The organism is Flagellimonas olearia (assembly GCF_009184425.1).
Classification (GTDB): Bacteria; Bacteroidota; Bacteroidia; order Flavobacteriales; family Flavobacteriaceae; genus Flagellimonas; species Flagellimonas olearia.
In genome coordinates this window covers 1,583,380-1,604,742 of the sequence record NZ_WELG01000002.1, presented here as the reverse complement: position 1 = coordinate 1,604,742, position 21,363 = coordinate 1,583,380, and the positions used below count along the sequence as shown (strand labels likewise).

Genomic DNA, 21,363 nt, shown 5'->3' with positions numbered 1-21,363 from the left:
CAGCCTACAAAAGGTATTTACCGCCAAAAAGTGGTTATCCACGGGAGGTTTAGCATACACCTGCCCCCTATTTTGTACTTTCATCATTAAAATGGCCTTGCTCCAAGGGATTTTTGAATAAAATACCCTCGGAGAAAACGTATATCGACATGATTGAAAGGATACTCAGCAGCCAGAACAGAATAACCTACCATATCCTTTTTTGGTTGGGCTATATCTTGTTCTACACCGTTCTGTGGGGGAGTTATGAGGATAATTATTGGGACCAGTTTCTACAATTGCTGTTTTTACTGCCTTGGAAGATCATTCCTACCTACATTACCCTCTACTATTTGATGCCCAAGTACCTATATCCCAAAAAAATGGTACCGTACATTGTGTTGTCCATTTTCTTGGCTCTGAGTATGGCCCTGATAGACCGCTATATGAATTGGCGGTATCTATACCACTGGTTCTATCCGGAAGAGGAACATTGGAAAACCCCAGTCCTGTACCTGCCCAAGGTGCTGAATTCCATTATTGCCGTTTACACGCCTGTTTTTGTGGCCATGGCCATCAAATTACAGCGGTTTTTCTATCAAAAGGAACAGATCAACAAAGCGCTGGAAAAGGAAAAAATGGAAACCGAGCTCAAATTTCTAAAAGCACAGATCCATCCCCATTTTCTCTTTAACACGCTGAACAGTATTTATGCGCTTTCCTTGGAAAAATCCTCCAAGACCCCCGATGCGGTTTTGGGGCTGTCCAAATTTTTGGATTATATGCTCTACGAATGCAATGACCGCTTCATCACCGTGGAAAAAGAGTGGGAAGAACTGATGAACCTCGTGGCTTTGGAACAATTGCGCTATGGGGACAAGCTTACCATATCCACCCATATTGAAAATGATAGCAGCGAGACGTTCATCCCTCCCCTATTGTTGCTTCCCTTTGTAGAAAACGCCTTTAAACATGGGGCCGATACCCTCATAGACGACTCTTATATTTCCATTGATCTAAAACTAAAGAACCAGCAACTCCACTTTGTGGTGGAAAACAGCAAATCTTCCACCCAGGAAACCACTGGACTGGACACAGACAAGAACATAGGACTGAAAAACGTAAAAAGGCGATTGATGCTTTTCTTTCCAGAGAAACATCAATTGAACATCCAAGAAGAACCTGACCGTTTTTTGGTAAGTTTGGAAATCGACTTGAGTGACATTAATTCGCAGACCACCTATGGATAGAAAGATTCGGTGCATTATAGTGGATGATGAGCCCCTGGCCCGAAAAGTTCTGGTGAAACACACGGAGCAGATTGACCAATTGGAGGTGGTAGCGGTTTGTGCCAATGCGGTCGATGCATTTTGTCATCTCCAAAAAGGAAATATTGATCTGGTCTTTTTGGACATTAAAATGCCAAAAATCAATGGACTGGAGCTTTTGGAATCCCTCAACCCGGCCCCCTTGGTCGTTTTTACCACCGCTTACCGGGAATTTGCCATCAAGGCTTTTGAACTGGATGCCATTGACTATCTCCTAAAACCCATTTCCATGGGCCGGTTCATGAAAACCATAGCCAAAGCCAATAAATACTTGTCCGGACAGTCCATTTCCCAACCACAACAACCATCAAAAGCCGCTTCGGAGACAAGCACTTCTGCCGAACCAGAGCCGTTGCACATTAAGACCCAACGTAAGATCATAAAATTGGACCTGTCCCACATTACCTATTTGGAAAGCTTGAATGACAAGGTCATCATCCATACCCTGGATAATGAGATTACCACTTCGCAAAGGATTGGCCATTTTTCCGAAAAGCTCCCCAAGGAACGTTTTATTAGAATCCATCGTTCATTCATGATTGCCGTGGACAAAGTATCCGCTTTCAATAGCATTATGTTGGAAATCAATGGAAAGGAACTCCCCATTGGCAGAAATTACCGATCGCACGTTTTGGACATCCTTCAAAACACATCCGATTAGAAAGCTTTTATGGGTCAATGCTGTTAAGCATTCCTTAAATCGCGGGTCAAGGTTCCCAAAATACCGTTTTCGACCCGTTCCGCTACATTTTCGGCATCAAACGCTCTCTCAACGACATTTACGGACCATGCCAAGGCATTCCCCAATATCTCTTGATATTGATGTTACCATTACTGTTCTTTGAAGCCATCATCAAAAAACGAGCAGTTCATGAGAAGATTCTGGGCCGCGTCCTTACTAGCATTGGTCCCACTTGTAACCGTATCCCAAAATGGGGGTGGCAATACAAGGGCTTTGTTCAAGTATCAAATCCGAAAAGCCGCAGAGCCTATTGTACTGGACGGAACCATTGGGGAAAAAGAGTGGGAGCCACATCAACTAGCAACCAATTTCTTCAATCATTGGCCCAATGACGAGGGACAGGCCCAGAATCAAACTGAAGTACGAGTGACGTATGACCATGAAAATGTCTATATCATGGCCAAATGCTATGATACAGGTAGACGTATTATACAATCACTGGTACGCGACAATGACGATGATTATTGGGGAAGTGACAACTTTTCGGTGGTCCTGGACCCTGTAAATACCAAACAAAGCGGATTGCTGTTCGGGGTTACTGCGGGAGGATCGGAAATTGAAGGCAGTTTGGTCATTGAAGATGGACAAACATGGATGTCCCCAAATTGGGACAACAAATGGTCTTCCAAGACCACCCAATACTCGGACTACTGGGTAGCAGAAATGGCCATTCCTCTCAAAACCCTTCGCTACAACCCTAACCAACGGGATTGGGGCGTCAATTTTATACGAGGCGACAAACAGAACAACGCTTATACCACTTGGACCCAATTTCCCGTAAACTTCAATGGCGTGAGCATTAACTACATGGGAACCTTGGAGTGGGACCAAAGCCCTGAAAAGGCCAAGGGAATCTTTATTTTGAACCCGTATGTTACCAGTTCCTCGATTCGCGACTTTGAGGATAGCGAACAGAAAGAAGCCAAGTTGAACAACGATTTGGGAGGGGAGGTAAAAGTGGCCTTGACCAGTAGTTTGAACCTAGACCTTACCCTATTTCCCGATTTTTCCAATGCCGATGTGGACCAGCAAGTGACCAACATTACCCGCTTTGATATTTTTTTACCGGAGCAGCGCAATTTCTTTCTGGAGAACAATGACATTTTCTCCAATTTCGGCACCTATGATATTAAACCCTTCTTTTCCCGAAGGATCGGTATCATGGATGGCGAAGCCATTCCCATTGACTTTGGGGGCAGGCTAACCGGGAACATCACCCAGAATCTTCGGGTCGGGGTCATGAACGTGCAGACCCGTCGCACCGATGAATTTGCAGCACAGAACTACAGTGTCGCAGCTTTTCAACAAAAGGTATTGCAGCGTTCCGCCATCAAGGCTTTGTTCATCAACAGACAAGCCACCAGTGCCACTTCGGAGATGGAGTATTCCAGAAATGCGGGGTTGGAGTTCAGTTATATTTCGGAAAGTGGCAAGCTCAACAACACCTTTATGTACCATACTTCCCTGACCCCAGAGAATCTGGAGGACACCCATTTTTATGGTTTTACTGGAAATTATCTTACCAAGCGGTTCAGAACAGGGTGGTTGCTCAACGTAGTGGGCGAAAACTATATCACGGAACTTGGGATAAATCCTCGGTTGGAAAACTACAATGCGTTGACCGAAGAAACCGTAAGATTGGGATATACCCTATTCAATCCTTGGGTACGCTATCTCTTCTTTCCCAAAGGAGAGAACAGTAAATTAAACTATCATGGACTACGGACCTGGAACAATCTCTATCTCAACTCCGATGGCAGTTTTAACGAACTGGAGAATAACCTTGCCTACGATTTTGAATATCGGAATACCGCCAGACTCAACTTGATCGGTCGATACCAGAAAGTGGACTTGCTGTTCCCCACCGAATTGATCGGGGATGAATTCACTCCCATTCCTGTGGGCAATTATTCCTTTTCCAGATTTGATGTACAATACAGCTCCGATGTTCGCAAAACCGTTGTATGGAACACCAATGTGGGGTATGGCCAATTCTTTAATGGCACCCGTTTAGGGGCCATGTTACAGGGTTCGTTGCGGTTTAGGCCTTGGGGCACCTTTGGCCTCACCTATGACTATAACGACATCCGCTTGGCCGAGGGGTATGGGAAAAAGAATCTGCATTTGGCCCGATTCAATGGAAACATAAGCTTCTCCAACAAGCTTTTTCTCACCAATGTGGTCCAATACAACTCCCGCGACAATAACTTCAGTGCATTTTCCAGATTACAGTGGCGTTACAGCCCCATGTCCGATATATTCCTGATATACAACGAGAACCATGACACCGAAGGATTGGGTATAAAAAACAGGTCCATGGTACTGAAGGTTACCTATTGGTTGTAGCAAATCGGGGTTTGATCCCATAAAGCCAGATCATTTGCTTATTTTTGTATCAGCTTTTAATGATCAAATGCAGAAAAAATTAGTTGCTCCCTCCCTATTGGCATCGGATTTTGCCAATTTACAGCGTGATATTGAAATGGTGAACCAAAGTGATGCCGATTGGTTTCACTTGGATATCATGGACGGTGTGTTCGTACCCAATATTTCATTTGGAATGCCCGTGGTACAGGCCATGGCCAAACATGCCCAAAAACCTTTGGATGTGCACCTGATGATCGTTGATCCCGATCGCTACATCAAAACCTTTGCGAAACTGGGAGTACATCATTTAACCGTGCACTATGAGGCCTGTCCCCACCTGCATAGAACCCTTCAGGCCATAAAGGCCGAGGGCATGAAAGCGGGTGTGGCCCTTAATCCGCATACCCCTGTAAGCTTATTGGAAGATATCATCCAAGATATCGATATTGTCATTGTGATGAGTGTCAACCCCGGTTTTGGTGGGCAGAGCTTTATCGAAAACACCTATCAAAAGGTAAAGGACCTCAAGGCGCTCATCGAACGAAAAAACTCCTGTGCCCTTATTGAGATTGACGGGGGTGTAAATGATGCCAATGCCAAAAAACTGGTAGATGCCGGAGCGGACGTTTTGGTAGCCGGTAGCTTTGTCTTTAAAAGCGATAATCCAAGCCAAACCATTAAGAAGCTAAAAGAAAAAATTGCGTAATGCAGGATTTTGATGTTGTCATTGTTGGAGGTGGACCCATTGGCATCGCTTGTGGTCTTGAGGCCAAAAAGCAAGGACTTACCTATGCGATCATTGAAAAAGGGCCCATTGTGAATTCTTTGTTCAATTATCCGATGAACATGCAATTCTTTTCCTCATCTGAGAAGTTGGAAATAGACGACATTCCCTTCATCAGTAAGGAAGCTAAACCCAAACGCAATGAAGCGTTGGAGTACTACCGAAGAATTGTGACCTCCAACCAACTGAACATCCATCTTTTTGAAAAAGTACTGGATGTGGAGCAAAAAAAAGCTTTCTTCAATATAAAAACGGACAAGGATACCTACAAGGCCAAAAATGTTATTGTGGCCACTGGCTTCTATGATCTGCCCAATAAAATCAATGTCCCGGGAGAGGATTTGCCCAAAGTTTCCCACTATTACAAGGACCCCCATTTTTATGCCAGTCAAAAATTGGCCGTGGTGGGAGCAAGCAATTCTGCCATTGATGCCGCTCTGGAATGCTGGCGGAAAGGGGCCGAAGTCACCTTGATCATTCGAGGTCCAGAGGTCGGCCAAAGGGTAAAATACTGGGTGCGTCCCGATATCGTCAATCGAATTGAGGAAGGTAGCATAAAAGCGTATTATAATTCCACCGTAAAAGAAATCACGGAAAGTGAAATCGTTATAAACACCCCTCAAGGTGAAGTTACCTTGGCCAATGATTTTGTGCTGGCCCTGACCGGGTATAGGCCCAATTTTAATTTCTTGGAAAAGCTCGGTATCCAGCTTTCCGATGACGGTAAAAGACTACCCGCTTATGACCCGGAAACCATGGAGACCAATGTCCCTGGATTGTTTTTGGCCGGTGTAATCTGTGGAGGGATGGAAACCCACAAATGGTTCATTGAAAATTCCCGTATCCATGCTCCCATCATCATCAATGCCATCAAAAATAAAATGGCCGCTGCGGATAAGGAATCCTAAATTATATCACTTTCAATTTTGACTCCAGAGCCTCATGGGCCTTGAGCATGGCCCTACCATCCCTAAAGCTTAGATAGGAATGCCCTTTTTTGTGATTGAGGATGCTCACTTGGTTCAAATAGCCCCAATGCTTGGTGATTTCACACCATGCAAAAAATAGGGAATGCTTGGGGTCGTAAATGTGGGTGGCCTCTCCCCCTGCACCGTTGATCTCGATCACACTGAAGTTTTTCCCTTGGCAAAGTTCCTCAAAAGAGTGGTACAGCACATCCAAACGTCCATAGTGAAATTCCTTCATCTGGGAACAGATTCCATCAATGACACTTTCCAAATCATCATTCAGTTTATGGGAGATATCCACAAATTTTGCGCCTCGGGTATGGCTTCCATAAGGCACCAGAATAAATTCCTCACCTTCCTTTAGCACTGTCTTTAACGTTTCCCCGAACTTCTTTTCCAAAGCCTTTAACTGTAAATGGCTTCGATACTCCTTTTTGATCAATTCTTCAATGGTATTTGTTCCATCTCCAATGACCGAAAGAAACTCTTTGGACACAATACCTGTTACCCTACCTTTTTGAGCTCCCGGCATACGCACATAAAAAATACCCACTTCCTTGGTATACGGAATGAGTTCCTGCACCAAAAAATGGGACGGGGTACGTTTTAGGTAACTTTTAAATTCATCTTTATTGTGGATTTTATCAACCCCAAAGGCCTTCATCCCAATATCTGGTTTAGCAATAAAGGGAAAGCCAATATCCGCATCCAAAATCATTTCCAAAGCTAGCTTGGAAGATTCATTTTTTCCAATGAACACGGTTTTGGGGATAAACTGCTGGGGAATCATCTTATAGATCTCCATTTTGGATTCCATGGCCATACCCCCGTTCTTCATGGCCGGGTTTGCGGCATTGAAAAAGAAAAAGGAACGTGCCCTGATGGAATAATACAGCCAAACCGGAAACAATGGATAGTAAATGGCCCAGAGTGGCCAGTACTCCCAATGGGTAAGCTTATGCCATTTTAGTTTTAAGCTGCTCATTTTATGGATACTGTAGATAGGGTGGAAAAGGGCATTTCATAGGTTTTGTCATCAATTAAATCAAAATGCCGTAATAACATCCCTTCTTGGTCAATGACCGCTTGGGTAACACTGAACGTTTTGAGCCCCGTTTCACGATCAATGATAAAGCCATTTTCAAAATCCTCATGATTGTTGGAATGGAAGTCTACCACGTCAGAAGCCTGAATTTGATCTTGCTCCTTTAAGAAATCATCGAACATTCTCGCCCTGCGGGCAATCACCTCATCACTGTAGAGGGTCGCCGAAGACCAAATATGGTTTTTGAACTTGTCCAATGGCCTAAAATACTTCTGACTGCCATCCCAGCGAAACTCCAAAAGATTTCCATTGAGCAACACCAAAGTAAAGGGTTCTATCTGGTGTAAATCCATTTTTTGAAGCTGTAGTTCGGGTTCCATGGAAGCTATGACATCCAATAATATCAACCCCCTACTCTTGGCATAGGGTCCTTTATGCTGATGCCGAACAAAGGCACCATTCAGCAAAACGCCAACATGGCCCAGTTCATTGAGGGCAAACCAAGTACCTCCTGCCTTGGGATCTTTGGGAAACAACACCTTGACCGAACCTCTCGTCTCTTCCTTGGGTTCAAAAGCCAAAGGGCGCGACACATGCTCATCCCGATTGGAGGTCATAAAATATTTTCCCTTCTTGGAAATGAAACTTACTGTGCACATGCGTTTCTGTGTTGTATGGTGGAAGGAGCCACACCGAACGATTCCGGCAACTCCATTTGGGTAAAATGCTGTATGCCTACTTTGATGAGCGCATGATGATGGATGGTATGCTCCAAATTGTACATGACCTCCCTAAAATAATTGGAATCCAAACAGGTTTCTGAGCCGCATAACTCATACGTGACCTTGATGGTCTTGTTGGGACGTTCCAAGTGGGCTTGAATAAATTCCAACTGTGTCAAGGCATAGGATAGTTCTAATTCAATTCGTTGATTTCGTTCCCTACGATCATAGGAAACATCAGCCTGGTCATATCCCTTCAGCAGACATAAATAAAGTTCAATAATATGTCTGGTATGCTGACCAATGGTTGAGTCGGAAAGAACAGTGCATAATTTGGAGTAGCATTCCTCGGGGATTTGCTGGAGGATTTGCTTGAACTGCTCAATGGTGTCCACGGAAGATTTGAACATACTCATTGTGTTTTATATTTAAATCGTTTTTTGATGAATAGGTACATAAGATAGAAAGAAAATCCAAGGTACAGCAATCCCATAAGGAGATTGGTCACCTTGCTGTAGTCGTTGTAATTGGTAAAAATATACTTCCCTGCCAGTACAAAGGCACCCAGTCCGATCAAGGTACCCGTACCTATTCCTGATATATAGAAGGCATAATCCCCTTTTTTGTTTTCCAAAATACCCTTGCTTTCCAAAACCTTGTTCCATGTCATCCAAAAGGGAATCTGCAAGGGATTCAAGGCACTGAGTAAAAATCCAAGCACAAAAGTGGACTTGAATCGGGGCAATAATCCAATTTTGGAATCCACTTCGCCCATCCTTGTCGAATCCATAAAATGGGACACAGAGAGGTACATCAGCAATACAATTCCCAGTGGAAGCAGATAATCCATTACTTTGCCTTTCAATGGTAGCCTTTCATTCCCGAATAGGGTCAATCGGACCACTACGAGCTCCACAAGTACAACAGCAATGCAAAACCAAACGGCCGAAAGCAGTCCTTGGGAGGCAGCTATTTCAAAAGCTGTAAGATTTAGTGTCCCCAAGGGCAAAGCACCCAAAAAACTAATGAGGAGACCGGAAAAAGCAACTTTAAAATCGTGTGTCATGTAAAAAAATGGCCTCTTGGCTGTAAAAAGCAATACCCTAAAATACTACGCTACAACCACCAAAGACAAATTACCTTATTGATTGGACTACCTTAAAACCAAAAAGTTACCGATTTTTCAGTTTTTTCCAATTCTTATCAGCCTTGGCTTTTAATTTATTCGGGAATTCGTTTTGCCAAAGCTTCAAGGTGTTGGTATTTCCGGAATTGTAGAACAGGTACAATTTATTGTCCCGGATTTCGAACGTTTTGGGATCAACATTTACTTTTGTCCCTGATACGGCCACGCCATACGCACAATATCCTCCGTATTGGGGGAGATAATTATTGGGCATTGCCTTGAACTTGTCCAGATTTTCCTGATTGTGGAACTTGAACTTTACACCATCGTACTCCGTAGAGAATTTTTTGAGGCCCTCTTTGGCCTTACCATCAAAATAAGCCACCACGTCGTATCCGTTGGCGGCATACCCTTTTTTAAGGTTGTAATCCACGGACTGCGCCTGAAGAAAAGTTCCCATCAAAAGGAACAGTACTACTACTATTTTTTTCATGTTGATTGTGTTGAAGGTTACAAAAATGTTGGTTCCTTGATATAGATACCACCTTATTTGTTCTTGTTAGTCCATAGAAAAGGGACTTCCTTTCAGAAAAAGAAAAATAGTGTCAAAAAAACCTTCTTTAATAAGTATGGAGCAGTTCGTGCATCATTTTCTTGAATCCATGGGAAAAGGCGTCCGAGACCTGAAACTCGTTGCCATCCTCCATGATCAATTTTATGGTGCTCTTATTATTCACCAATTCACTAATCCGGTTGTAGTTTACAATAGCGGATTTATTGACCCTAACGAAGCTATGGGGCAAGAGGCTTTCCAACTTTTTTAGAGATATCCGCAAAAGTTTTTTATCATCATCCATGACAAAATTGGCATAATACCCTTCCGCATAAATATATTGGATGGAATTTCTGTTGAGAAAATAATTCTTTATGCCCTCGGGAACTACAACGAGTTCCGTGTTTGACTTTTTAAGACCTTCCATAATATCCCTCACCTTATGGAACCCAACCTTGTCATTGCCCACCACTCTTTCGATGGCCTCATGGAAACGTTCGGGTTTGAATGGTTTCATGAGATAATCCAAAGCCCTAAGCTCAAATGCTTTTATGGCATAGTGGTCGTAGGCCGTTATGAATATGACCTTGCCTTTAAATGTATCCTCTTCCAAATTTTCAAGAACGTCAAATGCAGTGGCGTCCTTGAGTTGAATGTCCAGCAACAACAGATCGGGCTTGGTTTCGGCAATAATACGTGTTGCGTCTCCCGCGGTCATGGCGGTTCCCATCAATTCCAACAAGGGATGCTCGTTTACCATTTTAACGACCCTGCGCAATGCGGGGCCTTCATCATCCACCACTACCACTGAAAGCTTTTTCATCTTATCGGTATTTCGTTGATGACCCACCCATCTTTCTGGTACAATTTAAAGTCTCGACCATTGGGGTTATAGAGCTCCAATCGTTTTCTCACATTGCCCAGGCCATGATTTTCAACAGCATTGGTAAGCGCTTTGCCATTGTTCTTTACCCTGATCATTCTGTCAACTGTATTTATTTCCAGTAGAATAGTAAGTTTCTCCGGTATTCCTTGAAACCCATGTTTGATTGCATTCTCCACTATCGGTTGAAGAATAAAACTGGGGACCCGTAGTTTTGATGCCCCATCGTCCATGTGTATTCTGTACTCCAACTGATCTTCGAACCTTATTTTTTCTATGGACAAATACTTTCCAACGTTTTCCAGTTCCTCCTCCAAAGTAATCAACTTCTTAAAATCCGAATTCAAGGTGATTCTTAGAAAATCACTTAGGTTGATGAGCATTTCCTGTGCCTTTACCTTGTTCTCGTCTATAATGGAAACCACGCTATTGAGCGAATTGAAAAGGAAATGGGGCTGCAGTTGACTTCTTAAAAGCTGTAGCTTGGATATCCCCAATTTAATTTCAAGGTCCTTTTTTCTGGTAATCTCTACCCGTAAATTATACACAAACTCATAGGCATAGATAATCGCTATCTGAAATAGGTAATTCTTTAAGGTATGGCTGAAATTTGATAGCATGAATCCCATGAATGCGGTTTCAAAATCATCAAATGACCTTACAATGAAAAGCGCATAAATACAAACCACTATAAGGACATACAACAAAACGTACACCACCCCAAACAGGGCCAATAAAACAAGTCGCTTTCTTACCTTGAACCTGGTACAATAATCAAATAGTGGGATCAAGTACATGAAAAGCAATAACACACCGGTTACAAAGCTTCCCAATGGATAAACAAAAACTTCAATCATCATAATGCTCTCAGGATAAAGCACCCTCATTGCGGTAAGTTGAATGAGGGTCAATATCCCTAAAAGACTCCATAATGCAATGATCCACTTTGTTCGGTTCATCTTGAGAAAAAATGAATCCCAATGTAGCTCTTTATGATGTGTTGTGCCCTTGAACAAGATGGTGTTGCTAACTTAGATTATGGAGATTCATCGCAAAGTTTTCATGTTTTGCATCATACTTGCCTTATTTTATATCAATTGGGCAAATACTCTTTTGGAATAGGGTTTTCCTCGGTTTCTTGGGTCCAAAAAATGTTCATGACCCACCAACGTTCACCGGTATACAACAACTGGATGCTGTTGATTCCCCTCATGAACGGTTCAGCCTCCGTTCTGCTATGAAATGTTTCATAGGTACTGAACACATGGGCAATAGGCCCAAATTGTTCCGTAGTCCTGTGGATTTCATCCTCAAAAAATCCATTGGTCAACAACCAATCCCCAGAATTTGAAATATATTCTCCCGGGGTGAGGTAGCGCGCCCCCACTTGTCCCTCTGGGTTCTTTCCACTGGCCACCATTTGTGCCCTTGGATAATAGAGGTACCGGAACAGTTCCCAGTCCCTTTCCTCTCCCTTTTCACCGGAAATTACCGAGTACAATGTGGCTATGGTACTATCCAAGGTTTTTACTTTTTCCCCATACTTCTTATCCAATACAGCTTGTGCGCAGGTTGTGTTGGTCCATGCCATCAGAACCGTGGCCAAAACAAGTAGCTGGTTTTTCAACACAACTGGAATAGATTTCTTTTTCATGGATTGATTATCTTAAAATGATTATCTAGAAAGGTAGTCGATAGGTACCCGATTGCACCTCACCTATAATCTCTTTTACCCTTGGCTGAAACTGCTCTGGGGTTTCAGGTAAAACCGATTCCAATTCCTTTACGGCCCGTTTGGAATCGTTCAAAAAATAGTGGCTTATCCCTTTATTGATTTTCAGGAACCAAGCTTCTGGATATTCCTTGATCTTGGAACCGACAAAATCCAATGCCTTTTTTGGTTGATTCAACCGTAACATCAGCATGGAAGTACTATTGGCCTCCATGGCATTGTCCACCATTCCAGAAGCCTCATCCAAGACCGTGTACACCTCATCCGATCTACCCAATTGCTCCAAAAGCAATGCTTTGGTGGACATATTGGTCAGGTTTTTGTCTGCCGCAAAGCCATTGAATCCTCCATTAATGGACCTATTGGCCCACTGCAAGGCCTCTTCCAGATTGGTATTGTGCTCCAAACACCACCGGGCTGCATCGTTCCAGGCCTGCCAGTGGTAGGTATTGATTCCCCGGAGCTCGCTTCTAAAACTTTCCACCACGGTTGTTTCCAAATCCACGGACACGTTAAATGGAATACGCTTGTCTGCCCATTCCAATCCGATAGTCACCGAATTTGGTGTCCAATCCAAAAACTCATAGTCCAATTTTTCGGAAAATTCACAGGTCTCGCCGGTGACATTCACTGCTAGGCTGATATCATTTTCCCTGTCCAAATAGTAGCTTCCCCATTGGTTATGGCTATGCGCAAATAGGAGTTCAAAATTGTTTTCATCCGGAACAACATGAAACCCATAGGTTCCCGCTTTAAGGGGTTGTCCCTCAATGAGCACATCTGTACTGAAACTGATGGTAGTATTCATGTTGGCCCCTGCGCGCCAAGCAATGGGTTCCCCTTTTTGGGGGATAATGTTGGGATTATTCCATACATCCCTACCGTTCACGGATGGACTACCATAGCTTATGGTAATATCGGTCACGGCCAATTGTTGGGTTTCGGTGACCTGATTACTCGTCTGCGGGATTTTTAAGGTATGGAATTGGGCAAACGCTCCCAAAGGTGCACTTAGTAACAGGGCACATACAAAAAGTCTTAGCATTATGTTTCTCATTTTCAACTTTATAATCGTTAACATTAATTGGCTTGCCATTAACCCATTGAATGGCTTATATTGTGCAAGCTTAGTTCGATTTTGGTTTTTTTGATTCCTGATTTTCGAATTCCGAAGATGTTTTTTATGAAAGATTTTCTTTTTTTGGCCTTCTTTTCAGGTATTGCCATAGCCTTGGGTTTCCTGATTTCCTTTTATCTCCTTTTTGTGCGAAGCGAACAGCGCTTTAAACTAAAGTTTCTGGGTTTTCTTTTTATGGCCCTTTCCCTCCGAATTGTAAAGTCCATTATGTTCTTTTCAGGTGAGATTCCCAATCTTGCCGTGGCCATTGGGTATTTGGGTCTTTCGTGTATTGGCCCACTTCTTTGGTTATACTTCAAGTATTTTGATGTTGAAACCCAAAGATTGGCACCCAAGGATCTGTTGCATTTTTTACCCGCTCTTATAGGTACGGTCCATATTGCCTTCTCCGAGAACCCCGTGGCCAGCATCTACTATCTCTATACCACTTATGGACTTTTCATCTATGTATTGACCTCTTGGTTCAAGTTTCGTCAGTATGGCGAAACCAAAACCGTTTTCCATAGATGGAACTCCCTTTTGATTCTCACTGTGGGATGTTTTGGAGGTATCTTTCTTTTTCAATTTTATACGGATACCATGTTCAATTATGCCATGGGGGCAGTGGTTGCCGCAATCATGGTCTTTGTGCTTTTGGTCTTTCTCCTGAACAATCCCGTGCTCTTTCCTTCAAAAAAGAAAAGTATTGCGGTTGATGCTTCCCTTATCAATCGTATCAAATCCGAACTCAATGCCCAAAAAATCTACCAGGAACCCTCACTTACCTTGGATAAATTTGCCAAAAAATTAAATCGACCTACTTATCTGATCTCCAGAATCATTAAGCAGGAATACGGAATGACCTTTCCCGAACTCATCAACTATTGCAGGATACAACAAGTGGCCTCCGCCTTGTCCAATGGTAGGGGGAAAAATGTAAAAATTGAGGCCTTGGCCTATGAAGCGGGTTTTAACACGCCCTCCACTTTTTACACCGCTTTTAAAAAATTCACGGGAATGAACCCGACGGAGTTTCAGAAAACCCCATCCAAAATACAGGCAGAAGTCCTTTCCGACCCAAATCTTGTTTATTCAAAAAAGTAATCCTGTTTTTGAAGTAAAAGGGACAATCCAAAACAGACTGCCCCCTTTTCATCAATCGAATCAAAAAAACGTCAACCTGGTGACTACTCCATATCCCAAAACAATTTGGTGGTCAATTGGTCACCCCCAATGGCACTGGCGGCCGCTTCCCTATTGGCATTGTTCCTATTCTGCTCATCTATGGGATAGGTCAGTCGCACCGGTATGTCGTCCAAGGTCAATTGCGGTGCCGCATTCAAGATGGGATAATCAAATCTGCGCCATTGCAACCAACTTTCCTGGCCTCTGTTAAAAAGTGCTATCCACATCTGGGTACCGATTTTTTGTTTGAAGTCCCCCGCAGCCGTGGCATAGGCCACTTCTGGATTGGACAAATATATATCTGCCTCCCCAGATGTCAGACCCCAGTACTCAAAAGAGGCACGAATCGCTTCATTATAAAACTCTTCAGGAGTACTCCCCACACTATATCCCCTTGCCGAGGCATCGGCCAACAGGAACGACACTTCTGCATAATCCAGAAGGTTTCCGGGAAGATCTGGCTGTACAAAAGCCTCCCCAAAATGCGAGGTGGTATCAAAATCGCCTCCTGCACCATACTCACCCCCCACATATTCCCCATCAATGGGATTGGAGAAAAATATATCCCTCCTTGGATCATTGAGTCCATTAAGGGCATCCACAAAGGTATTGGCCATAAAATAGTCGCTCCTACCGCTCTGTACCAGATTATCCCATAGCGGATTATTGGCGGGAGGACTGGCGTAATAGACCATAACCCCATTGTCTGCATTGGACTGGAACACGTTTGGAGCTGCTGCCTCTACCAAGCTTTTTGAAAGTGCCGGCTCAACATCGGCAAGCGTCATGGCCAACTTAAGCTTAAGGGAATTTCCAAACCTCAGCCACTTTTCAACATCACCGGAATACATTAGATCTGCTGTCCCAAAGCTCTCAAAACCTGTATCAAGGCTCGAAATGGCATTATCTATGCGATTTAACAGGTCCTTGTAAATCTCAAGGGCATCATCATAGGCCGGAGTCAAATTTTCCCCATCCAATGCCTCACTATACGGAATGTTTCCAAAAGCATCCACCAATTGTCCTATGGTGTAAACTTCCAAAAGTCCTAAAACTGCCAGTCTATTGTCCCTGACCTTTAGTTCGGAAGAAGTGACGTAGGAAGCAGAATTGTTCAACTCTTCCTTGGCCGCCCTAAAATCCGTAAGTACATCCCTGTACAAAGTCCTCCAATACACCCCTGGAATGGTCCTACTCTGAAAATTATATTGACTTTGCTGGGTATAAATTGGCGATGACACATATTGTGTCAGGAACCTAAAAATATTCAAATTGATATTGATGGAAGAATTTGCATCCACCAACTCCCGTTGGGCATTGGAAAAGAAAAGCTCATCCGGAACATTGGCTGTCGGGTTCTTGGGATCATTATTGAGGTCGGACAATTTTTCATCCTTGGTACAAGACGCCAAAATTGTAAATCCTATCAGGCCTGTAATTATATATTTCTTCATTGTGATATTGTCTTAAAATTCCATTTTAATGTTCAAACCATAATTTTTGGTGGTTGGGTAGGCCCCAATTTGTACCCCTTGGGCATTTCCGGCGCTGAACCCTGCCTCTGGATCACTATATTTCAGGTTTTTATGGATGATCCACAGGTTAGATCCCGTAAATGAAAAGGACAACCCTTCCACTCCCAATTTATCCGTAAGCTTGGAGGGCACATTGTACGTCAGGGCCACTTCCCGTAGTTTCACATAGGAACCATCTTCCACGTGATACGCTTGGGGCAGATCACCAAAAAGACCTCCCGAATAAACCGCATCACTTACATCCGCCAATACCGTGTTGGGTGAGCCATCTGGAGCCACTCCGGGGAATACATATCCACCACCGTCTTCCAAATGGTTTCTAATGGGGTTGCCCAAAGCATTGGTACCCACGGTCTCAGGATAGAGGCCACTTCCAAAACCGTAGTAGGTATCCAAAGAGTAGACATCGCCTCCTTTTCTCACATCAATGAGGAAATTAAAAGAGACGTTTTTATATCTGAACCCATTGTACACTCCTCCTATCCAATCGGGGTTGGTATCCCCAATTTCCTCGTTGGTATCGGAATGTAAATACGCCCCAGTATCTTGATCAACCACAGGCTTACCATCCAAGTACACAAAATTTGAACCTCTCAATGTCCCATACGGTCTGCCCACAGTGGCATTGAAAGTAACACCGGATTGATAGGATTGCACCTCAAAATTGTCGGCCCCATCGAACAAGGACAACACCTCGCTCTGGTTTTTGGACCAGTTGGCCCTTACATTCCATTCGAAATCCGTAGTTTTAATCGGAGTTCCAAAGAGGGAGACTTCCAACCCCTTGTTCTCAATCTCTCCAGAATTCACAAATTTTCTGCTATATCCGGTAGCCGTGGATACGGCCACATCAATAATCTGGTCTATGGAATTGGTTTTATAGGCAGCAATGTCAAACCCTAAGCGGCTCCGGAAAAAAGAAGATTCCAGACCAATCTCGTAACTTTTGGTGCTTTCGGGTTTTAGCTTTGGGTTTCTCAAGGTGGAACTTATCGATGCCAAGTTGGCACCCCCAAACGACCCCTGGCCATTGAGCAGTACTGGACTCACCAAACTTTGCGCCCTTCCAAAGTTCCCTACTTCGGCATAATTCAATCGAACCTTTCCAAAATTCAGCCAATCTGCATCCATCAAACTGGAAAAAACAAAGGATGTGGAAACCGATGGATAAAAGAAGCTGTTGTTTTCCAGGGGCAAGGTTGAAGCCTTATCCTGTCTACCGGTCAAATCCAAATATAGGAAGTTCCTATAGCCCAATGATATGGACCCAAAAACACCATCCACACCAATCTTGCTAAAATCCTCTGAAGGAGGGTTGATGGGACTAAGCGAGTTGGACAACGCATAGATTCCAGGGACTATGAGCCCACCATTGGTCTCTGCAAAGATGGTCTCCGTGGAGGTCCTTCTAATGTTGAGACCGGCCAAGGCCGTTACGCTTAAATCTTCCCAAAAGGTCTTGTTGAAGTTTAGGGTCGCATCATAATTATACTCACTGAATCTTCTATTGAATGTTGAAAAGCTGGGAACCCCCACACTGCCGGAGGCAATTCTTTGTTCCCTCAATTCACTGAAATGATCAACAGATGCCCGTACATTGGCAGACAACCAATCGGTCATGGCGTAATTCAGGGCAATGTTCCCAAAAAAGCGGTTTCGTTGGTCTTCCGCGATATTGTTGTTTATGGTCCAATAGGGGTTGTCCCAGTATTCGGGTTGTTGTGCATCAGGGGTTTTCCAGTTCCACGTAATGTTTCTTCCAGTGGATTCATAGGCCTCGCGCAAATCTTCCATGTCCGCATTCACGGCCCACCATTGCCTAAAACTGGTCATCAGGTTTCTGGCATTGGCCCCATCATACCCTGTTCCATTTCTTCCTTTACCCCGGGTATTGGTATAGTTGGCACTGGTTGAAACCCTTAGTTTGTCGGACAAATTGTTCCCTAGGTTTATACTTAGGTTGTTCCGTACAATCTCACTATTGGGTATGATACCCCGTTGGATACTATTGGAATAGGTTGCCCTATAGTCCATCTTTTCATCACTCCCCGCAAATGAAACCGAATTGTTATAGCTATACGAGGTTTTGAAAAAACTGGAAGGATCGTTCTTGGCCGCAACCCATGGGGCCTTTTGCAAGTATGTGGGCAATTCTTCCACCAGTGCATTCCAATGGAACACATTGATATTTGGATCAAACCTTGGACCAAAGGATGCATCATCATTATATCTGGGCAATAAATCTATGGAACCATCCCCATCTAGGTCCAAAGTAGTCCTAAAACCATTGGTAAAACTGCCCGAAGCGGTGGTCAAATCCCCAAAATAACTTTGTCCGTATTCCTTCTGGTATCTGATAAAGGTGCTCTTATCGTAATGTCCAACCGTAATTCCAGAGTTAATGGTAATCCCCAGCTTCTTGTTTCCTTCCCCCTTTTTGGTAGTAATGATGATGGCCCCATTCGCAGCACGGGAACCATACAGGGCCGTTGCCGCCGCACCTTTCAAAATGTTCACGGATTGTATTACGGAAGGATCCAAGTCAGAAACCGGGTTTCCATAATCATATCCACCCCTTCCCCGGGCCACATCATTGTTTCCGTTTCCGAAGGTCACATCCAAGTTGCCCGGTTCATTGTTTATGGGAACCCCATCCACAACAAAAAGGGCCTGATTGTCCCCATTAATGGAGGTAATCCCCCTAATGACCACATTACTGGACCCACCCAAGTTGTTGTTCCTTGTAATGTTCACCCCCGCCGCTTTACCGGAAAGGGAATTAATGACGTTGTTCTGTCCCGGCACATTGACCTGCTCCCCATCGAGTTCCGTTGTGGCATATCCCAACGACTTTTTCTCCCGGGAAATCCCCAAGGCGGTCACCACCACTTCTTCCAATGCCTCATTGGACTCTTCCAAAACCACATTGATCTCATTGGTACCACCGATCCTCATGGTAACCGTTGCAAATCCAATGTAACTGAACTGCAATTGTTGCCCTTCACTTGCCTGAATGGTATAGTTTCCATCAAAGTCGCTCTGGGTGCCCGTGGAAGTACCCACCAGCACAATGGACACTCCCGGTAATGGAGTTGCATTTTGGTCTGTCACAGTACCCGAAATGGTTTTGGTCTGTCCGTAAATAAATGGACAAAATGCCATGAACAGCACTAATGCGTAGCCGCAATTTTTGAATTTCATTTAGTTAGGTTTTAATGTTAGAATTATTTGAGTTACTGCAGCTGGCAAAGTGCGGAAAGAAGTTATCCCAGAACAGGGATTGGACTCCCATTTCCTACTTCCTACCAAGCTGACGCGTAAAACAACCCAATTCAATGACATCCCATTGGGCTTTGATATAAAACCTGAAAAGTTTGATGCTAAGCTTGAAAAGTTTGAATCTTAACCAATATCCAATAGTGATATACACCAACCTGAAGCACTAAAAACCTAGTGCATATGGCTTGTTTACGGCTGTATGATTCCTTAAAATTTTGGAAAGGACCTTAGTGCCAAGATGCAGGTATCAGAATCTTGGGGTTTCATATCAAATAAAAAAAATGAAGGGTGGTTGGGACTACTTTTGGCCCAACATAAACATGAGCTTTGTTCTCATTTTATGATTTTTTGAATTAGCCAGCCTCCCATAAGGGAGGCTTTTTCTTGATGTGGCAATCCTCTTACTCTTGTTCGGCCAATAGGTTGTTTTCTATCAAAGGAATTCTGAACCGTTCCGTTTCCGCGTTGGTATGCTCTTGCTCAAAGATTTGCGCCGCTTTCTGAAGGATTTCGGGATGGTCTTTGGCAACATTGTTGCTCTCTGCTGGGTCTTGCTCCAGATCATACAACTCCAAAGTGGGAGCCTCCTTGTCTTTTAAATGTTGGCGCACCACTTTCCATTTTCCCATTCTGATGGCCACTTGTCCTCCATATTCGGGAAATTCCCAAAACAAAAAGTCGTGCTGTTGCTGCCCCTCTGCTCCCAACAGAGTGGGTAAAAAGCTGATTCCATCAGTATCTTGAGGAGTTTCATAGCCCACAACATCGGCCAAGGTGGCCATGACATCATAATGGGCGGAAATATGATCGGATGTGGTACCCGCCTTGATTTTTGCCGGCCACGAGGCAATCATGGGAACCCGTATTCCGCCTTCGTAAACAAAACCCTTGCCTTGTCCATACGCCTCGCCAAACGGACCCGAACTATTAAAATAGGCCCCATCGGTTCCGCCTGTGAAGGTAACTCCATTGTCCGATGAAAAAATAATCAAGGTATTATCGTAGAGCCCTTCTGCTTTCAAATACGCTACCAGCTTGCCCACGTTTTCATCCAAATAGGAAATCATCGCGGCATAGCCCGCTTTCGGATTTTGATGGGGAAAATATCCCTTTTGCCCCAAGTAGGGCTCTTCTTCCCCAAATTTTTGCTTGTAATGGTCCACCCATCGTTGAGGCGCCTGGATAGGATTATGGGGAATAGGTGATGCCCAGTAAAAGAAGAAAGGTTTCTCCTTGTTCCCCTGAATAAAGTCCATCATTTTTTCATACATCAGCTCCGGGGCGTAATCATTCAGATTATAGTTCTTGTAGCTCTCCGGGTCATGGGGGTCCGCACCTTCCGCCAACTTGGTGTTGGGAGCAATGGTGTCATTGTTGAGGTATACCCTATTCTTGTTTTCATACAAATGGACGGGATAATAGGTATGGGCCTGTCTTTGGCAGTTGTAACCAAAGAAATAATCGAATCCCATATTGTTGGGAACGGAATGGGTATGCGGTGCCCCCAACCCCCATTTTCCAACGATGCCTGTAGTGTATCCCTTTTGTTGCAATAATTTTGGAAAAAATAGGGTGGAATCCGGTACAGGTCGTTGTCCTTCAAGGGTCGAATCCTTAATGGCTTCTCTGTAATCCCAGACTTTGCCCCGTTCACGCCATTCATCATTTCCCCGGATGAAAGCATGTCCGGCGTGCCTGCCCGTGAGCAACATGTAACGGGCCGGAGCGCAGACCGGGGCCCCGGTATAATGCTGTGTAAAGCGCATCCCGTCCTTGGCCAGTGCATCTATGTTGGGAGTTTCAATTTTTTCCTGACCGTAGGCTCCCACTTCTCCATACCCTAGGTCGTCCGCCAAGATGTATATGATATTGGGCTTTTGAACGGGTTGGGACGGTTTTGGTTCCTGCTTACAAGAAAGCATCAGCAGAAATACAGTGCATACGTATAAAAACTTCGCGGTTTGGAATGTTGGTTTCATAATATCATCTATGGCTATTGCCCCCTAAAATAGAAACTA

The 21,363-nt window shown here is 43.9% G+C and carries 19 protein-coding genes; 6 read left to right on the top strand and 13 right to left on the bottom strand.

Annotation, left to right across the window (positions count from 1 at the left end):
• The first annotated feature begins 149 nt into the window (after positions 1 to 149).
• Together F8C76_RS16560 and F8C76_RS16555 are read left to right on the top strand one after the other, a co-directional pair.
• Positions 150 to 1,229, top strand: coding sequence for a sensor histidine kinase (locus tag F8C76_RS16560; protein ID WP_152132712.1), 1,080 nt, complete (start codon positions 150 to 152; stop codon positions 1,227 to 1,229).
• Positions 1,222 to 1,968: a LytR/AlgR family response regulator transcription factor gene (locus F8C76_RS16555; RefSeq protein ID WP_152132711.1), complete on the top strand. Its 747-nt coding sequence runs from the start codon at positions 1,222 to 1,224 to the stop codon at positions 1,966 to 1,968. Before F8C76_RS16560 ends, F8C76_RS16555 begins: the two co-directional genes overlap by 8 nt.
• Positions 1,969 to 1,991: 23 nt before the next feature.
• Here the strand turns inward: F8C76_RS16555 and F8C76_RS19025 are convergent, their stop codons facing one another.
• On the bottom strand, positions 1,992 to 2,114 hold the full coding sequence (locus F8C76_RS19025) for a hypothetical protein (protein ID WP_283016258.1): 123 nt from the start codon (positions 2,112 to 2,114) through the stop codon (positions 1,992 to 1,994).
• Positions 2,115 to 2,178: 64 nt separating this feature from the next.
• Between F8C76_RS19025 and F8C76_RS16550 the strand changes: the two genes are divergently transcribed.
• The 3 genes from F8C76_RS16550 (at position 2,179) to F8C76_RS16540 (ending at position 6,108) form a co-directional block, all read left to right on the top strand.
• Positions 2,179 to 4,395, top strand: a complete 2,217-nt coding sequence (locus F8C76_RS16550) for a DUF5916 domain-containing protein (protein ID WP_152132710.1) — start codon at positions 2,179 to 2,181, stop codon at positions 4,393 to 4,395.
• A 67-nt stretch (positions 4,396 to 4,462) separates the two neighbouring features.
• Positions 4,463 to 5,122, top strand: a complete 660-nt coding sequence (gene rpe / locus F8C76_RS16545) for a ribulose-phosphate 3-epimerase (RefSeq protein WP_152132709.1) — start codon at positions 4,463 to 4,465, stop codon at positions 5,120 to 5,122.
• The gene (locus F8C76_RS16540) at positions 5,122 to 6,108 is read left to right on the top strand and encodes a YpdA family putative bacillithiol disulfide reductase (RefSeq protein WP_152132708.1); all 987 of its coding nucleotides are present in this window, start codon (positions 5,122 to 5,124) and stop codon (positions 6,106 to 6,108) included. Before rpe ends, F8C76_RS16540 begins: the two co-directional genes overlap by 1 nt.
• Before the next feature lies 1 nt (position 6,109).
• Here F8C76_RS16540 and F8C76_RS16535 read toward each other — a convergent pair whose 3' ends face one another.
• The 9 genes from F8C76_RS16535 to F8C76_RS16495 all read right to left on the bottom strand — a co-directional run bounded on the left by F8C76_RS16535 (position 6,110) and on the right by F8C76_RS16495 (position 13,286).
• Positions 6,110 to 7,153, bottom strand: coding sequence for an ATP-grasp domain-containing protein (locus tag F8C76_RS16535; RefSeq protein WP_152132707.1), 1,044 nt, complete (start codon positions 7,151 to 7,153; stop codon positions 6,110 to 6,112).
• Positions 7,150 to 7,872 carry an NRDE family protein gene (locus tag F8C76_RS16530; RefSeq protein WP_152132706.1) on the bottom strand — a complete coding sequence of 241 codons (723 nt, stop codon included), beginning with the start codon at positions 7,870 to 7,872 and terminating at the stop codon, positions 7,150 to 7,152. The genes F8C76_RS16535 and F8C76_RS16530 overlap by 4 nt, the downstream gene beginning before the upstream one ends.
• On the bottom strand, positions 7,860 to 8,345 hold the full coding sequence (locus F8C76_RS16525) for a DinB family protein (RefSeq protein ID WP_152132705.1): 486 nt from the start codon (positions 8,343 to 8,345) through the stop codon (positions 7,860 to 7,862). The genes F8C76_RS16530 and F8C76_RS16525 overlap by 13 nt, the downstream gene beginning before the upstream one ends.
• 2 nt (positions 8,346 to 8,347) lie before the next feature.
• Positions 8,348 to 9,001 carry a LysE family transporter gene (locus F8C76_RS16520; protein ID WP_152132704.1) on the bottom strand — a complete coding sequence of 218 codons (654 nt, stop codon included), beginning with the start codon at positions 8,999 to 9,001 and terminating at the stop codon, positions 8,348 to 8,350.
• A gap of 106 nt (positions 9,002 to 9,107) precedes the next feature.
• Positions 9,108 to 9,554 carry a YHS domain-containing (seleno)protein gene (locus F8C76_RS16515; protein ID WP_152132703.1) on the bottom strand — a complete coding sequence of 149 codons (447 nt, stop codon included), beginning with the start codon at positions 9,552 to 9,554 and terminating at the stop codon, positions 9,108 to 9,110.
• 127 nt (positions 9,555 to 9,681) lie between these two features.
• Positions 9,682 to 10,437 (bottom strand): LytR/AlgR family response regulator transcription factor, encoded by a 756-nt coding sequence (locus F8C76_RS16510; RefSeq protein ID WP_152132702.1) that lies wholly within the window; start codon positions 10,435 to 10,437, stop codon positions 9,682 to 9,684.
• Positions 10,434 to 11,456, bottom strand: a complete 1,023-nt coding sequence (locus F8C76_RS16505) for a sensor histidine kinase (protein WP_152132701.1) — start codon at positions 11,454 to 11,456, stop codon at positions 10,434 to 10,436. The genes F8C76_RS16510 and F8C76_RS16505 overlap by 4 nt, the downstream gene beginning before the upstream one ends.
• Positions 11,457 to 11,590: 134 nt before the next feature.
• A complete protein-coding gene (locus tag F8C76_RS16500; protein WP_249042442.1) occupies positions 11,591 to 12,151 on the bottom strand; it encodes a hypothetical protein in 561 nt (186 codons plus the stop codon).
• Positions 12,152 to 12,176: 25 nt separating this feature from the next.
• Positions 12,177 to 13,286: a DUF2911 domain-containing protein gene (locus F8C76_RS16495; RefSeq protein WP_170284051.1), complete on the bottom strand. Its 1,110-nt coding sequence runs from the start codon at positions 13,284 to 13,286 to the stop codon at positions 12,177 to 12,179.
• 126 nt (positions 13,287 to 13,412) lie between these two features.
• On the opposite strand from F8C76_RS16495, the gene F8C76_RS16490 reads away from it, so the two are divergent.
• Entirely contained in the window at positions 13,413 to 14,450 is a 1,038-nt protein-coding gene (locus F8C76_RS16490; protein ID WP_165357415.1) for a helix-turn-helix domain-containing protein, read from the top strand.
• Between the two features lie 83 nt (positions 14,451 to 14,533).
• Here the strand turns inward: F8C76_RS16490 and F8C76_RS16485 are convergent, their stop codons facing one another.
• From F8C76_RS16485 to F8C76_RS16475, 3 genes are all read right to left on the bottom strand, one after another.
• Positions 14,534 to 15,985 carry a SusD/RagB family nutrient-binding outer membrane lipoprotein gene (locus tag F8C76_RS16485; RefSeq protein ID WP_152132699.1) on the bottom strand — a complete coding sequence of 484 codons (1,452 nt, stop codon included), beginning with the start codon at positions 15,983 to 15,985 and terminating at the stop codon, positions 14,534 to 14,536.
• A gap of 12 nt (positions 15,986 to 15,997) precedes the next feature.
• Positions 15,998 to 19,267 (bottom strand): SusC/RagA family TonB-linked outer membrane protein, encoded by a 3,270-nt coding sequence (locus F8C76_RS16480; RefSeq protein WP_152132698.1) that lies wholly within the window; start codon positions 19,265 to 19,267, stop codon positions 15,998 to 16,000.
• A gap of 479 nt (positions 19,268 to 19,746) precedes the next feature.
• Positions 19,747 to 21,267, bottom strand: coding sequence for an arylsulfatase (locus tag F8C76_RS16475; RefSeq protein WP_211372161.1), 1,521 nt, complete (start codon positions 21,265 to 21,267; stop codon positions 19,747 to 19,749).
• Between the last annotated feature and the right edge of the window lie 96 nt (positions 21,268 to 21,363).